Here is a 16,708-nt window from a genome sequence, read left to right on the forward strand (position 1 = left end):
ATTAATACTAATTTCTCCCATCTGAAATACGATGTATTCAGATGGCTTATTAAAGTTACCCATTTTTACAATTCAAAAAAATTTCAAAATTCTCTTGACTGTTTATAGTTTGTCACCTCATTTCATAGTTTGTTTTCTTTCAATATTTCTCCGTATTCTTCTCCTGCGCGACCTCCCATTGCGTATAATCAGGTATGGCATGCATCGTTTTCATGACAACACATTCCCCTTATCCAATGTCTAATATTCTTTTGCAATTTCCTCTGTTATCTCATATATCTCTTTGAATCTTTCTAGGTCCTCTGGAGATCTGATCAGCATGATCTCTTCGATTTTTCCAGTCCGTATGTCTTTGAATCCTACTACTTCTTCTCCAGTACAAATACTTACACGAATAACAGGTTTCATATGTTCTCTGTCATATGTTTTTTTCACGATTTTCTTTTTGAATAATCCCATGCTACCTTCCCATCTCCAAATATCTTCGACAACAAGATCAACTATCTAATTCCTGGAACATTTTTCTGCATCAATCGCAAGTACAAACATCAAAGCGTCCAACGCATTTCCTGGATCCTGCACATCAATAACATAGGTATCCGTCATATGAAACAGTTCTTTACTAACCCGTGCAATTGAATAACCGCTTCGATCAAGAATGCTATAGTCCCATTCCATAAAGGTTCCATCAATATGCCATCCATTGTAATCAATATTATAATGTGGCGTCAGGAATGAGAATTCTTTTCTCAGGCATCCAATATAACTGCCATTTTTATAAATCTCAAATTTAGGAAGAAAAGTAAGTACTTTCTGAACAACCATTCCTACTTCATTTCCATAGGCATCATAAATTACAAGTTTATGTCCCCAGGACAACTGACCTTTTACTACATAAACAGTGTTGCCTGCTTTATCATAGATATCATAGCTGTCAAACCATGAAAACAGCCTTTGTTTAAATAATAGCTTCATAATTTTTCACCGCTCTCTCCAACAGATATAATTGGTTCTTTATAAGTATCATAATACCATGCCGGAACACCTTAAAAAATATGTAAATCGAAGAATTAACCCATCTTATTTCACGGATTATGATAAAACACATATTACCAGCTATAAATCTCTACTTGTTCACAAAAAGATATAAAAAGACCATCTACTGCTTGTTTACGGTAAATGATCTTTTCATTGCAATATTTAATTAAATATCATGCTGAGCCGATTGTTCACGTATCAATTTACATGTTTCTCATTGTATTGCTCGCCCTATTATAAATACAATTTATTTTCCTTCCTACCGGAACAAACCTTCTTCATTTTCAGTCCAGCGATAAAACTGACAAGCTTACTGTAATTTCTTGCTTTCTTCGGACAGACTGTTACACAGTGCATACAAGAAATGCACTTATCCTTATCGGTCATCTTTGGATTGTCCAACGGAATGGCACCTGCCGGGCATTCTTTTGCGCACAGACCGCAGGAAGTGCATTTTCCATTTGCAACAGGTTTGAGTGGAACACCTCCATATTCTCGATATGGTCTGTTTCCCGGAAATGCAGGTGTCCTTTGTGCTTCGCTGTTTTGCATAATCTTTGCGGCAAATTCCAGCAATTCCTTTTCATCCTGCTGATCCGGGCGTCCAGTTCCAAATTGGTGCATCAGGGAATGCTCTGCGACAGCCTCCATTCCTGCGATACATACAAATCCTGATGCCTCCAGAACATCCTGTAGTTCCAATAGAGTATCATCAATCATACGGTTTCCAAATACTGCCACAAGAATTGCTTTCGCACCATCTGCCTTTACTTTGCGAAACATATCCGTTACAACTGATGGAATGCGTCCACCGTAAGACGGTACAGCAACCAAACATAGGTCCTTTTTTTCAAATTTCACCTTCATGAGTTTATCTGGTTCTTTAATTAGATCGATTTCTTCAGCATCCAGCTTCGTCCCTTTCGCAACAATATCTGCTACTTTCTCTGTACCCCCTGTCGGGCTGAAAAATATGTTATAAAATCTCATAATGATCCTCCTACTGATTCCGATTTGTTTATTGTCCTTTTATAACGGTTGACCAATTGTTTTCAATAGTGTTTATATGTTTGAAAGGAATTCTTCTATCAAACTATTTATCATCTCCGGTTTATCTGTATTAGAATTATGACCTGCCCCTTCAATCCACTTTAAAGGAATTTTCGTTTTTCGATGCCATTCTCTGTTATACCTTATGCATGAACCGGCATGATCCTTTGTACCACATATCAACAGGGAAGGACATTTGATTTCATATGGCAGATCCTTTTCCATTGCCTCTGCCAGAATACGAAATCCATGCCCGGCAATTTGGGCATAACGATGTTGATTACCATCATAGACCAGCATCATTTCCTTCATCAGGTTTCTGCCATAATCAGAAGTTGCAACTCCCTCAGTTCCGGATTTCAAAAGCAACTTCCATGGGTAATGTGCATATACTGGTTCCATTCTTTTCAGAAGCCAGATCTCCACTGCTGTCACATAGTTCCTCTGTAGCGGTGCCGAATCAATGGAAATAAAACCTGCCAGCCGATCAGGATACAATTGTGCATAAGCCTGTCCCACATATCCTCCCATTGATTGACCGATTATAATTGGTTTTATGATTTCTTCTTTTTCAAGAATCCCATTCAGCCATTTTGCCTTATCAAACAGATCAAATTCAAACCGAAACGGCCAGGATGAGGCATGAGCCGGTGCATCCCATACAATAATATTATATTTTCCATCGAAGTACTCAACCTGTTTATCAAACAGTCTATGGTCAGCAGTCAGCCCCGGAAGAAATACAAGCGTCGTTGTATCCAACCTCAGAATACTTGACCAATAATGAATCGTTCCACAAGGAGTTTGATATGTACTTTCCTTCAATAAATTTACCTCCACAATTTCCTTACATTATTATTTCCCGTAGTTCTCCTCCCAATAATCATACGCATTATCATATCCGCCATCATAATTTCCTCCACCAAATTCCTCTGCCCAGTCATCAACGAAATCATCCGAGTCATCATAATTATAAACATTGTATGAACGCGATGGAGTACTCTTCTTGCCGGAAGAATAACTTCTTTAGGATTTACTGGAATAGCTGTTGCTCGTACTGTTTTTTCTTTGGGAATTTTCATATGCTCTTTCTCTTTTCATCGCCTCTTCATACATACTGTTAATATGCTCCATGGCTTTTATAAAATGTCAATATACGGATGGTTACCTACTTACCTTTCTGTGAATGCTTGCATTCATACAGAACAGCAATTTTATACGGCGAAGTAACCTCAATGAGTAAAACTTGAGCTGCGTTAGCAGCGGTTTTACGAATGAGGTCTGAATAGTTACATTATAGCTTATACAAAATAAAAAGAGCAACCGGATTTGTCCGATTACTCTTGTCTCTCATTACATTTCAGATAATTTCACTTTCCACTCTACGCTGTATCATGGATTGCCAAGAACTGCTACTGCCTCATATGGCTGCAGTTCTATTTGGTCTTTTTCGAAAGCATCTCCTGACGGACTATAATTATCACAGATTACATGCCACTCCCGGTATTCTGCATGATTGGACGACGGATTTACGATTTTCTGCATCCGGTCTGTAAAATTGCATGCCACCCATAATATCTGATTCTTCCAATGACGCAGGTATACGAAGACATCAGCATCATCCTCTCCCACAAGTTCAAAATCACCATTTACGATAATCGGATGTTCTTTTCTCAGGGAGATCAGTTTGCGATAGTAATTATAAACGGAATCCTCATCACCAATCTGAGCAGCGGCATTTATCACTTTGTAATTAGGATTTACCGGCATCCACGGGACGCCTGTAGTAAATCCTGCCTCATCGGTTTCATCCCATTGCATCGGTGTACGGGCGTTATCCCTGCTTTTATTTCTCAGATAACTTATCATTTTATCGCTGTCTACGTGTAAGGTTTCTGTATACTCATGGTAAGCATTAATACTTTCGACATCACGGAAATCTCTGATATCCGAAAATGGATAATTGGTCATTCCAAGCTCTTCTCCCTGATAAACATAGGGAGTTCCCTGCATAAAATGCAGGCATGTAGCCAGCATTTTGGCTGATTTGTTCCACCATGTATCCGTATCATTACCCAGTCTAGATACAACACGTGGCTGGTCATGATTGCACCAGTACAGGCTGTTCCATGCTTTTCCGTATAATTTTCTTTGCCAGTTGCTGAAGCTTCTCTTTAATTCCAATAACGGAATACGTCTGTCAGACCATTTGGAGCCATCCTCCGCATTATCCAGATCCATATGTTCAAACTGAAAAACCATATTCAGCTCCGTATTGTCCAAGCAGGAATATTGAACGGCATCATCCGTACTGGCAAACGGCGTCTCACCTACCGTAAGAATTCCCTCTCTGTTATGCCATACCTGACTGTTCATCTCTTTTATATAATCATGAGAGATGGGAAGGTTCACTGCATACGGTACAAAATCGCCCAAACCATCTTTTCCAATGACTCCATCGGGAAATTCCGGATTCTTACCTATATAATTAATAACATCCAGACGGAATCCATCCACTCCCTTATCCAGCCACCAATTCATCATACGATAAATCTCATTTCTCAATTCCGCACACTGCCAATTTAATTCCGGCTGTTTTTTATGAAAAAGATGCAGATAATATTCCTGCCGTTCTTCAGAGTAGGTCCATGCGCTTCCACTGAAATTAGAACGCCAGTTGTTGGGTTCTTTCCCATCAACGCCCTTTCGCCATATATAATAATTACGATAGGGTTCTATCCCTGCTTTGCTCTTTTTAAACCACTCATGTTCATCCGAGGAATGATTCACTACCATATCAATAATAATCTTCAGATTTCTCTGATGAGCTTCTTTTAAAAGCTCATCAAAGTCCTCCATAGTTCCAAACTCCTCCATAATCTTCTGATAATCACTAATATCATATCCATTATCCGCATTAGGCGATGCATAAAAGGGAGACAGCCAGATCACATCTACCCCCAGATTCCGTAAATAATCCAATTTACTGATGATCCCTTGTAAATCACCTATTCCATCGCCATTACTATCCATAAAGCTACGTGGATATATCTGATATACCACGCTCTTTTGCCACCAATGCTCGTTATGATCCATTATGCTCCCTCCATAATCAGAAAACACTGATCTTTACATTTTAACCGCATCATATAATACCTCTGTGGTCTGATACAGGGTTCCGTCATTATCCTTCCTCTGGTGAACAACTCCCCATTGTCTTCCATTGCACCAGAAACCATCAAAATGATCTTCATTCAGCTTCGGTTCAAAAGACTGTTCCTGCTTACGCATGTCATAGTGATATCCGAGTAAAGCCTCGTATACCGCCCAAGATGCCATTGCTCTTGTATAGTAATAACCGGATTCATTTTCACTAAAAGGATTCCTCTTAAAACCATCCTGACGGTCTCTGAGCGCTTTAACAATGGTTAATGCTTCATTCACCTGATCAGTACGGACTAACAAAGCTGCAACTTCATATTCTATCCCCGTCCAGACTTCTCCATAATATACAAACGGGAAAATCGGTTTACCACCATTTGGCCAGGTACATGGGGTAAGCCCCTTTTCATCATTTAAAATATATGCTCTTTCTGCATGTACATTCTTCTTTGCTTTTTCAACAAAATTATACTCAAAAACAGACTGTACCGCCTTCTTTACATGTTCTTCAGGTAAGATATAACCCAGCTGTGCATTGAATGCCATATACTGTCCCAAAAGCTGATCTGACAGACATCCCTTTCCATACTGATAACGATAGGCATTCACATTATCTAATACCTGCTCATAAAATTCTCCATTCCAGCTTACCTTGTCCAGTTTATCTGCACCGTCCGCTGCCAATTTACGATACCGGTCTGCCAGGTCATCATACTCCATAAATTCTGCCATTTCAGCTGCCGCTGTTAATGCAGCAATGTAGATACTGGTTGCCATACTGGAGATTCCATACAACTCTGTATCATAGGTAACATGCTGTGGCTGCTCCAGTACTCCATCCTCATCACAATCCCATACCTTCAAAGTATAATCCAGAGTCTTTTTGACCCCATTCCAACATTCCTTTATCAAAGAGTCATTCCCACTGATAACCCATTCTCTGTATAACCGGATAATACAGCCGAGCTGTCCATCTGCAGCCGGTGTCATTTCCCATTGTGGTAAATCAAATGGCGTATAAGCTCTGAATGGCATGTATCCATCATCCCGTATTTCATCAACAAACTCTATCCTTCGCATTGACTGCTCCAGTTCCGGGAACAAAACAGCTACACTCTGTGCATAATTCCAGACATGTGTACAATTTCCGGGACCGCATCCAAGTGCATCATCTACACCTTCCCATCCAAGAAAATCACCGTTTTCTATTCTAAAGCATGTAGGACTCCGCATTACCGTAATATTATCTGCTGCTGCTTCAAGTATATAGCCAGGAAGGGTTGTGTCAAAAAACGCATGTGCAAACTTAGCACTCTCATCATACAATCTGTCCGCATTACCGGCTAAATAAGAAGCCACATTCCAGGCATCCTCGAAGAGGGTTGCATAGTAGTTTTTCGTAACATCATAATTTCCGTCAACGATATCCTGTTTGTCTTTGTCTAACTCAATCCACATCTTGGGTCTGTTAGGGAAGTACCAGCTGAGAATAAAAGGAAAAACTTTTTCCTCTCCCGGCTTTAATGTCTGGGTGATACACAAGGAGCCGATTTTATCTGTAAAATGCAGAAAACTGAAATCAGACTTTTCCGCCCAGTTACTTCCAACCTGATCATAGATGCTTTCATTGTTGAGTCTTCCATCTGTAGAAAAGTCCTGCCAGAAATCTTCTCCACCATCTGTCCACTGTCCCTGATACCAGAGAGGTTTTTTAGTAATATATTCTTCTTTCTCTGTTGTGGATAATGCCATGTTTCCCCATGTAATATGTTTATCTGAAAAATTCTTTCCCGTATACATAATTCCGCGGATAACATCATCACTGCGATATTCATTTTCTCTATCACCAGCATGCTTCATAAAAGAAAAATTATTATATCCTTCAAATCCTACTGCATTATTCATAGAACCGGCAATGGAAATTTCTATGTTCTCTTTCGTAGTATTTTTCACCTTATAATTCAGATAAGCCCCCGGTATTCCTGAATCTTTCGCGTTAAGCGGAATGAATGGTGTATACGCTTCCAGACTGATCTGAACAGGTATTTCCTCATCCCGAAATTCAATATTAACAAAGGGATATTTTGTGGTCATTACAGAACTGTCAAAACGTGGCAGACCTGCAACCTCATTTCGGAAAAAGCCTTGTGATCTGTTAAACGGTGGATTAAGCTTACTTTCCAGCACTCTGGAAACGGCTTCTCCTCCATCCTGTTTCATCCATATAGAGAAAAAAGTGTATGGCATACGATTCAGCTGTCCCGGCTGATTAAAAATCTGCCAGGTTGTAAGATTTCCTCTGGCCCCAAGGGAAACATTTCCGGTTCCGATCCCCCCTAACAGAAAATCCACACATCCGGCATCACCGGAATATGCCTTTTGTTCATTATTGCAAAACAATTCGTCATCTGAATATATTTTTTTCATAAATCTGATATTCTCCTTCTATTAATAATTAGCCCTTGACTGCACCTGCTGTCATACCTTCAACAATATATTTCTGAAAGAAAACATAAAAAAACAACTGTGGAATAATGATAATGACCGTAGCTGCAATCATTCCACTGTAATCCATACTGTATCTACCCCGGAACATTGACGCTCCCAGTGAAATCGTCATCATATTTGTATCATTCACCAGTACGGATGATATTGGGTATTCATTCCAGAAATAAAGTACATTAAAAATAATTACGGTTGCCAGAACCGGCTTAATAATCGGCAATACAACCTGTGTACACATTTGATAAATATTACATCCATCAATAATGGCCGCTTCTTCTATTTCGGTCGGAAATTCTCTCAGAAATCCTACCATTAAAAGAACTCCCAATGCCATCGTTGTTGCTGCCAATGGAAAAATCAGGGACACCCTGCTTCCCAGCAGCCCCATTGTCACAATAATCCGATAGATAGGAAAAATAACAATATATGGCGGTATCGTAAGTCCTGACACAAACAATAAATACAAGCCATTTGGTATTTTCGCATGATCAAAATGCAGTCTTGTGATTGCATAGGATATCATAAAGGTGCAGACCAGACTGATCAGTAATGCAAATACTGCAACAATAAGTGTATTGCCGAACATTTTAAATAATGGCAATGTATCAAGAGCTCTCCTGTAATTGGCCAGATCAATATGTTCCGGCAGAGAAAATGGATTATTCAAAATATCGGTATCTGATTTAAAGGACAAGACAACCAACCATAAAAGCGGAATAGCAGTTACCGCTGTAATAACGAATAGTACGCATCTGGACAGAATCGTTTTCCAATTAGCTTTCATATTCAAATTTATTCCTCCTTTTGCTCTAATGATTTCCCGACATTAGCCAGATAAATAATCGAGAAAATCAGACACAGGACAAATGATACCGTAGCAACCGCCATACCATATCCGTAACGTGATGAAGTAAAGGTAGTATCATACATATAGGTAACCAACACATCTGACATATGGTTCGGTCCACCATTGGTAAGCTGCTTTACGGTCTCAAAGATTTTGAATCCACCTGTGATGATCAGTATTGTGTTAATCACTATTGTATTTTTCATCATAGGTATGGTTATTTTTCGTATCCTTTGAAAATAATTCGCACCATCAATTTCCGCCGCTTCATAAATATCTGCCGGAATACTTCTCAGGCCAGCCATATTAATAGTTGTATAAAAACCAAGCACCTGCCATAAATATACAAAGGCAACCGAATAGGGTGTCAGGGTTTTACCTCCAATCCACTGCTGTTGATAATCACTCAGTCCGATACTCCTCAATATTGCATTAATCATCCCCATTTTCGGATCCAGAATAAACAACCAGATCAGACCGACTAATATTGGTGCAATTACATTTGGTGCAAAGATCATAGACTGCACAACTCCACTTCCCCGAAATGGTTTTTCCAGAAGTAATGCCACAATAAATGACAATGGCAGAATGGTAATTGTTATACCAATCAAAATAATAATAGTATTTTTCAAAGCAATAAAAAAGAATTTATCATTCAGCAATACCTGATAATTTTTAAAACCGATAAATTTTGCCGCTCCAATTCCGGAGAAATCGGTAAAGCTATAATAGACACTGATAAAAATAGGTGCCAGATAAAAAACAGTGAACAAAATTACTGCCGGCATAATCATGATAATTTTTGTGTTTTTTTTACTTAACCAATGCATAAATTTCTCACCTCACTAAAAATGCTCTGTCAAAATGCTTAGACTCTGACAGAGCATTTATGTTAATTACTTATTTATAATACCCTGCGCTTCCGTCTGATCATCTAAAAATTGAAGAGCTTCTTCCGGCGTATAAATACCATTGATAACACCAACCATACTCTCAAAATATGTAGTTTCAAATTGTCCGAGCAATTTCATATTAGGACAAGTATCCGGACTTTCCCAATCATCATTCATCCGTTCAATCACTCTTGCAAACACCGGGTACTTATCAGCATCAATTTCTCCTTCATAACGGGTAACCGGCACACTCTGATTTTGTGCTGCAATAATTTCCGTCCCCTCAGGACCATAATAGAATTTTAAAAATTTAATAATAGCCTGATATTTTTCCGGATCTTCTTTTTGGGTCTTGGCTGATACACAATATGGGTGAGACGGTGCTTTCATGGAAATTTCCTGATTTCCAACTCCATCTTCAAATGTCGGTCCCCACCAGAAACCAATGCTATCCTTAAGGTCACTTTCATCAAATTTCTTTGTATCCCACGCACCGCTGTCAAACATTGCTGCCTGTCCACCAAGAAACATTTCTGTAGCTTCCCAGTATCCTATTGAAGAAGCATTATCCGGGAATGTTCCCTGCTCTGCCATATCCTGCAGTTTTTCATAAAACCGTAAATAGTCATCATTCAGCCACTTATCTGTTCCACTAAGGATTCCATCAATATGGTCAAAGAAACCATACCTGCAATGCATTGTCATAAGGGACCAGCTGCTCCATACATCCTTTGTTCCTCTTGCCATTGGAACAATTCCATTTTCGTTGAAAACCTTAACACAGTTCATGAAGTCTTCATAGGTTACAGGAATTTCCAGACCACACTGATCAAACAATGCTTTATTGTACCAGATCCCATTACAGAAAATCTCTGCAGGCAATCCATAAATAGCTCCATCCTTTTCCATTACTGAAAGCATACCGGGCAGAAATCCGTCCACGAATTCCTGATCATTAAGAATATCCTCTGAAAGATCTGCCAGCATTCCCGCCTCAGCCAATGCATCAGCATCGCCCTTTAATGAATAAAAAAGATCCGGCAAGCTGTCAGACTGAGATGCCAGCTTGATTTTCTGGGTATGCTCATCCTGTGCAGCCCCCGTCATTTCGATTTTAATATCAGGATTCTGTTTCATAAATTCCTGTACTACTGCATATACCTGCGGTGCCTGATTTTCAATATCCGCAACATGCTCTGCAAACGTAAAGGTAATCTCATCGCCCTCACTACTACTGCTGCTAATACTACTATTGCTGTCGCTCTGCGTTGTCTTCGAAGTATCAGTATTCGCTTTACCACATGCCAGTAATGACATTATCATTGTTCCTGTCAGGATTAAACCCATTATACGTTTTACCATTATTTTCCCTCCCATTTGTTTCATGATTAAAATTCTATTTGCTCCAAAATCATGCCATATCCTTCACTAATACCTGTCTCTGTCTGGAAAGTACATAATTCTTTTGCAATTAAAACATACCTCCGGAGTAATGTCTTAATTCACATTTTTTGTAACTATTCAGAACTCCATTCGCAAACTCACTGCTGCGCAGTTCCCTTTGCTCATGTAGTTACATTTTATTTAGTTAAAATTCTTACAGAATCCCTCACTATAAGCATCGGATCAATCACAAGCCGGACTGGAGTATGTTTCTTCTCAAGACCTGTTATTTCCATTAATATATTTTTGCATAGTGATCCTGCCGAATCGAAAGCATGACCTATCGTTGTAAACTTAGAGGCTGCTGCCCACGGAAGATCATCATATATAATCAGACTGATGTCCTGCGGAACCATAAACTTCATTTCCTTTAAAGCGCATACTGTAGAGGTTGCAATTGTTTCATTTACCGCAAGAATTGCAGATGGCTTTAATTCCTGAATCTTATTCTGAATTACTCCACGGATGCTGTCATTATATGGAATATCATATAAATAACGATCATCCACTTCTAATCCTGCTTCTTCAAAGGCCTTTCTATATCCATTGCTTCTCTGTGGAAATCCTATTCTGTATTTGTATAACATCAGGATATCTTTATGTCCATTTTGAATAAGATACTTTACTGCCTGATAGGTACCTAATTCATCGTCAAATAAAATCGCATCTGCTCCCGGATGTGTCTGCATAAAAAACTGTATTACCGGTTTGCCATCGCTGATCATCTTATTAATTTCCGGATACTCCTGATTCGAAAATGTTGCAAAAATAAGCGCATCAATCTTCATCTGTTCCAGACAGGTTATATTTTGCTTTTCTCTCGTCAAATCCTCATTGCTAAACAAAGTGACAATATCATATTCATCACCCAGCTCATCAATGATCATCTGCATTAACGTATTGGTAAAAGGGTTCGTAACTTCACTAAACATCATGCCCAACAGCTTACGCTTCTTTATTATAGAATGATGCGAATAGTTCAGTTCATCACACGCCTTAAGCACACGTTCTCTGATTTCATCACGCGTTTTATAACTGTCACTAAAAACTTTATATACAGTTGATACTGATACTCCGGCTTTCTGAGCCACATCCTGTATAGTACTCATATTTCTCTCCTATTTTGAATTGTTATACTCACAATACACCTTTTTAGAAAATCTGTCAATGGGTTTTTCTGATTTTCTCCGTATTTTATTTATTATTCTCTGTTTATTCTCCGGCAATTCTCTGTTTTTATTAGTTTTTATTTTGCTTTTCTTTTTTATCAGCTGTTTTTTGGTAACTATTCAGAGCCATGCAACTCTGAGGAATATATCCATCAGAGTTGCATGGCTCTGACCTTGAACGGATGATTTTCAAATCCTCTCAATCTTTCCAACTCAATCTCAACTACTTTTTCATCTTCTTCTAATAATTCTGTTTTTTCTGCCATAGGCAACTTCCTTTCCCTGAACGCACTCGCGTTACTCGCTCATTGTCGCGGCATTCGTCAAAGTCTCAAGCAAGCTTGGACCTTGACCCATTGCTCACGCAAAAAAGCTCGTCCAGAATAGATTGTTATTATCTAGTCTGAACGGACTCTTCCGACAGGCCTTATACCAGGCAAGAAAATTGTGTTATTTTTACTCTGATTTACACCCCAAATCTTATACTACATTGTGTCTTATCTCTCCGGGTGACAATCTGAAAAATAAATCCTGATGACAAGATTTCATTTTCGCTGACAAAATCCATTTTTCACTCACTTTTCGCTGACAAATTTGCCATCGAAATTGATAAAATTGCATGAAAAAAGCGGCAATGATTTTGTCTTCATTACCGCTAAAATGTAGCATCTCCTATAGGAATCGAACCTACAATAGGTCTTAGGAAAGCTCCAACCTATTGTCACTCTCTGTCAAGCTCTGTAAAGCTCTGAAAGTTAGCTGATTGTTTGTTCCAGCTAATAATCGGGGAATGCCTTGATATTACCATCGACATCTGTTACATGACCACCATGCTTCGTACGTTCGATCATGGTAAACAGTATTCAATTAAACTTTCCTATCGTAAGTACAAGATATTTTCTTGTCTACAATTAATTTCCCGCATACGAGACGGTTTGTCCATGCGTTTTTGACTGGCAAATTTATAAGCTGCTTTCATATTTTTAAACACGGACATAACCAGTAGATGGACCTGCACCAACTTTTGCGATATACCCACTCTTAACCAGATTCGTCAAAGTCCTTTCCACGGTAATTTTGCTTATATCAGGACAAAGCTCCATGATTTCTTTCTTTGTAATTTTACCAACCATGTTATCAATAACCGCTTTAGTTCTATCAGGCTTAGAAAGACTCCGATGCTTCAAATGCTCTACACGGCTTTCGAATTCATTGTATGCTTTCAGCATGATACCCAGATAATATTTAACAAAAGGCTCATAGCTGTTTTCGCCCTCATGCCAGCCAGTAGAACTTGCTTGAAGGGCTTCATAATATGTTTCTTTTGTCTTTTCAATCAGCATTTCCATACTGACATATTTTCCAACGATGTATCCCGCCTTATAAAAAAGCAGTAAAGTGAGCAAACGGCTCATCCTACCATTTCCGTCATTGAAAGGATGGATGCACAGAAAGTCCAGAATGAACATGGGAATCAAAACCAGTTTATCAATGCGGTCAGCTTCCCATGCTTCAAGGAAGCGAGTGCAAAGTTCTTTCATCGCTTCAGCAGTCTGCAATACGGGAACTAGAATAAAACGTGCCTTCTGATGGCCTTCGGCATCTGTTTCTGCAATTACATTATCGGAGTTCTTATAACTTCCGCCTGCAGACCCCTGTGAATAGGAGTACAGATCTCGATATAACTGCAAAATAATGTTCGGTCTTGGATTGATATGTTCATAGCCTTCGTGAATTGTGGAAAGTACTTCACGATAACCTGCAATTTCCTGTTCAGACCGATTACGTGGCTCTGCTTTCTGACTTACCAGTTCTTCCAAACGTCTGTTCTACATAATCTGCGGAACAGTCTCGTTTGTACGGATAAAAAAATAAACTGAGCCACGGCTGTTCCAACATGAAATCAGCCGTGGCCTTATTTATATCATTTCACTCTTTTTTGAAATAGAACAACACCACAGCAACAACTCAAATCGACTTAAAATTCCAGACTATTCGCATTCAGCAAGAAATATTTCATTCCCATGATGACAAAACCTTCATCATTTCTCCAAGGCTTTTTGCTGCCGTTTACAATGACGATCTTCTTGAAAGAGTCCGGGATATTACGCAGAGAATTGAACTCCTGCGTCTGTTTTTCTTCCGAAGTCATGTCATATGCAACCTGGATATAGTATCTCTGGTTTCCTTGATTCACCACAAAGTCAACTTCCAACTGCTTACGAACACGTTTGCCCTCTTTATCCTTATCGAAGATATCCACGACACCCACATCAACATTGTAGCCACGGATCAGCAGCTCGTTATAAACAATGTTCTCCATGATATGAGTAGGCTCCTGCTGTCTGAAATTCAGACGTGCATTTCTCAGTCCCAGATCAGTAAAGTAGTATTTCAGATTTGCACCGATATACTTTCTGCCCTTAATATCGTATCGGCTTGCCTTGGAAATCAAAAAGGCATCTGTCAAATGGTCGATATGCTTGGAGATGGTTTTATTAGCATAAGTCATCTGGCGCTCACTGGCAAAGGTATTGGCAATCTTTGAAGGGTTGGTCGGTGCGCCGATTGCAGATGCAAGCACATCAACCAGAATCCCAATCTCATCCACGTTCTGAATCTTATTTCTTTCAATAACATCCTTCAGATAGACATTTGCAAAGATGTTCTTCAGATAGTCCGCTTTCTGTCGTTCGCTCTGGAAACTTACGATCTGCGGCAATCCTCCGTAGATCATGTAGTCATCCCAGGCATCATCATAATCGCCGTCATAGACAGAATAAAACTCTGCAAAGGAGAGAGGGTAGATTCTAATCTCATCACCTCTGCCACGGAATTCGGTCACAATGTCGCTGGACAGGAACTTGGAATTACTTCCGGTGACATACACATCAATATTGCTCATGCGGAGCAGGCTGTTCAGCACTTCCTCAAATCGTGGCATGAACTGCACTTCATCCAAAAGGAGATAATACTTCCCGTCGTCTTTCATGGCATCCTTGATGTACTTGAAGCATACCTTGGGAGCTCTTAATTCCTCGTTCTCAATACCATCCAATGCAATTTCAATAATATGATCAACATCAACGCCGTTCTCCAGTAGGTATCTCTTAAAGATGGTAAACAGCAAAAAGGATTTGCCACATCTACGAATGCCGGTAATCACCTTTATCATTCCATTATCTTTTCGCTCGATCAGCTGCTGTAGGTAAGCGTCTCTTTTAATCTCCATCGTTACACTCCCCATTTCCGTGCATCTGCACACTTTTTAGTAATGAAATTCTATCACAGAACGACCTGAATTTCAATATATATTCCCATTTTATGTGCATCTACACACTTTTATGTAATGTTGATAAATATATTTTCAGATTTTTTTGATTGCAGTGTCTATAATCGATTACTCCAATCGTTATTATAGGTAGACAACAAAAAGAAGATGGTTCCGATGTTTCATTAAATATGTTCGTTAGACTTTTACGCAAAGGATTCTATCTCTTCTGCACCCTAATGCTTTTCGAATTCAGTTCAACAACTGGAAGTTAATTATAAAGGTCTTTGCAAATACACCATATCTACTAACTGTACTCCGCTCTCGTAGATTGGGTGATCGTAATTATCTGTAAAGAAATTTGATATAATATGTGAACGGACAAAACCACACTTTTCATAAAATGGTATTGTCAGTGGGCTATCGCCTGTTCCGACTTGCAGAATGGCGTATTGTTCTCTGTAATTATTAACAATAAACTCAATTAAGGCTCTTGCATAACCTTTCCCTTGATATTCTGGAACTGTCGCAATGTTCTTGATTTCGAGTATGTCATTTTTTTCATCCGTTATGACACACTCGCACTTGACCCCATTATCATCAAGTACATACATCTTGCCGCTATCAAGATAACGGTCAACCATATCTTCCTGCTCATCTGCTAATAGGAGCAAATCAAGATATTGTTTTTTATTCTCTTTAACTTCAATAATTTTCATCAATCGCACCTTCAACTTCCGATTGAACAAAATCGCTGCGCGATGGCCTGCCAAGGCTGTGGCGCAGTTTTATTTTTATTAAAAAGCAGTGGAATTACTTTCCATAATCCGTTATTGTTAAGTTACCACACGAAACAACTGAACTAAGAAAGCTCCACTGCCTATGATAAGAATAACATTTTTCAGTCTCTTCCGCAATCGGAATTATGACGCCAATGCACCTCCGAATAGGTAGATGTAATTATTAACACTACTTATTCTGGAGGTTTTATTATGTATAAAGATATTTTTGAATCCATCCGCAATGAAGCGGAAAAACGTAACCTGCGTGAAAGAACTATTCAATTGTATTGCTCTGATGTCAGTTACTTCCTTCGTTGGATTGGAAAAAATGTTTCTGATCTTACGCTTGAAGATGCGGAAAGTTTTCTTACTGCCAAACGTCTGGAAGGAAGGTCTCCTGAAACTCACAATCACTATCGGTCTGCAATAAAGTTCTTATATAAAAAGGTGCTGAAGATTGTCTGGGATGATGACACTGTTCCGGCTATGAAAAGAGAGCGAAATCTTCCTGCTGTTCTATCCCGCGATGAAATAAATGCAATCATTGA

The 16,708-nt window shown here is 39.1% G+C and carries 15 protein-coding genes; 1 reads left to right on the plus strand and 14 read right to left on the minus strand.

The window, feature by feature from the left end; translation table 11 throughout:
* Nucleotides 1-240: 240 nt before the first annotated feature.
* From H8Z82_RS15305 to H8Z82_RS15375, 14 genes are all read right to left on the minus strand, one after another.
* The gene (locus tag H8Z82_RS15305; protein ID WP_186995583.1) at nt 241-459 is read right to left on the minus strand and encodes an aspartate dehydrogenase; all 219 of its coding nucleotides are present in this window, start codon (nt 457-459) and stop codon (nt 241-243) included.
* A gap of 45 nt (nt 460-504) precedes the next feature.
* Nucleotides 505-975, minus strand: a complete 471-nt coding sequence (locus H8Z82_RS15310; RefSeq protein WP_186995584.1) for an LURP-one-related/scramblase family protein — start codon at nt 973-975, stop codon at nt 505-507.
* A gap of 297 nt (nt 976-1,272) precedes the next feature.
* Nucleotides 1,273-2,028 carry a 4Fe-4S binding protein gene (locus tag H8Z82_RS15315; RefSeq protein ID WP_186995585.1) on the minus strand — a complete coding sequence of 252 codons (756 nt, stop codon included), beginning with the start codon at nt 2,026-2,028 and terminating at the stop codon, nt 1,273-1,275.
* Between the two features lie 72 nt (nt 2,029-2,100).
* Nucleotides 2,101-2,913, minus strand: a complete 813-nt coding sequence (locus H8Z82_RS15320; protein WP_186995586.1) for an alpha/beta fold hydrolase — start codon at nt 2,911-2,913, stop codon at nt 2,101-2,103.
* A 5-nt stretch (nt 2,914-2,918) separates the two neighbouring features.
* A complete protein-coding gene (locus tag H8Z82_RS15325) occupies nt 2,919-3,170 on the minus strand; it encodes a hypothetical protein (RefSeq protein ID WP_186995587.1) in 252 nt (83 codons plus the stop codon).
* Nucleotides 3,171-3,480: 310 nt separating this feature from the next.
* Nucleotides 3,481-5,184, minus strand: coding sequence for a glycoside hydrolase family 13 protein (locus H8Z82_RS15330; RefSeq protein ID WP_186995588.1), 1,704 nt, complete (start codon nt 5,182-5,184; stop codon nt 3,481-3,483).
* Nucleotides 5,185-5,217: 33 nt separating this feature from the next.
* Nucleotides 5,218-7,677, minus strand: a complete 2,460-nt coding sequence (locus tag H8Z82_RS15335; protein ID WP_186995589.1) for a GH116 family glycosyl-hydrolase — start codon at nt 7,675-7,677, stop codon at nt 5,218-5,220.
* Between the two features lie 28 nt (nt 7,678-7,705).
* Entirely contained in the window at nt 7,706-8,539 is an 834-nt protein-coding gene (locus H8Z82_RS15340) for a carbohydrate ABC transporter permease (RefSeq protein ID WP_186995590.1), read from the minus strand.
* Between the two features lie 8 nt (nt 8,540-8,547).
* A complete protein-coding gene (locus H8Z82_RS15345) occupies nt 8,548-9,390 on the minus strand; it encodes a carbohydrate ABC transporter permease (RefSeq protein WP_243176494.1) in 843 nt (280 codons plus the stop codon).
* Between the two features lie 108 nt (nt 9,391-9,498).
* Nucleotides 9,499-10,857 (minus strand): ABC transporter substrate-binding protein, encoded by a 1,359-nt coding sequence (locus H8Z82_RS15350; RefSeq protein WP_243176495.1) that lies wholly within the window; start codon nt 10,855-10,857, stop codon nt 9,499-9,501.
* A gap of 218 nt (nt 10,858-11,075) precedes the next feature.
* Nucleotides 11,076-12,047 (minus strand): LacI family DNA-binding transcriptional regulator, encoded by a 972-nt coding sequence (locus H8Z82_RS15355; protein WP_186995592.1) that lies wholly within the window; start codon nt 12,045-12,047, stop codon nt 11,076-11,078.
* Between the two features lie 1,043 nt (nt 12,048-13,090).
* A complete protein-coding gene (locus H8Z82_RS15365; protein WP_243176496.1) occupies nt 13,091-13,927 on the minus strand; it encodes a Fic family protein in 837 nt (278 codons plus the stop codon).
* 158 nt (nt 13,928-14,085) lie between these two features.
* A complete protein-coding gene (locus tag H8Z82_RS15370; protein WP_186995593.1) occupies nt 14,086-15,339 on the minus strand; it encodes an ATP-binding protein in 1,254 nt (417 codons plus the stop codon).
* 314 nt (nt 15,340-15,653) lie between these two features.
* Nucleotides 15,654-16,097, minus strand: coding sequence for a GNAT family N-acetyltransferase (locus H8Z82_RS15375; RefSeq protein WP_055248683.1), 444 nt, complete (start codon nt 16,095-16,097; stop codon nt 15,654-15,656).
* Between the two features lie 273 nt (nt 16,098-16,370).
* On the opposite strand from H8Z82_RS15375, the gene H8Z82_RS15380 reads away from it, so the two are divergent.
* The coding region (locus H8Z82_RS15380; RefSeq protein WP_186995594.1) for a phage integrase N-terminal SAM-like domain-containing protein at nt 16,371-16,708 on the plus strand (338 nt) is incomplete at its 3' end.

Origin of the sequence: Blautia difficilis (assembly GCF_014297245.1) — a bacterium.
Classification (GTDB): Bacteria; Bacillota; Clostridia; order Lachnospirales; family Lachnospiraceae; genus Blautia_A; species Blautia_A difficilis.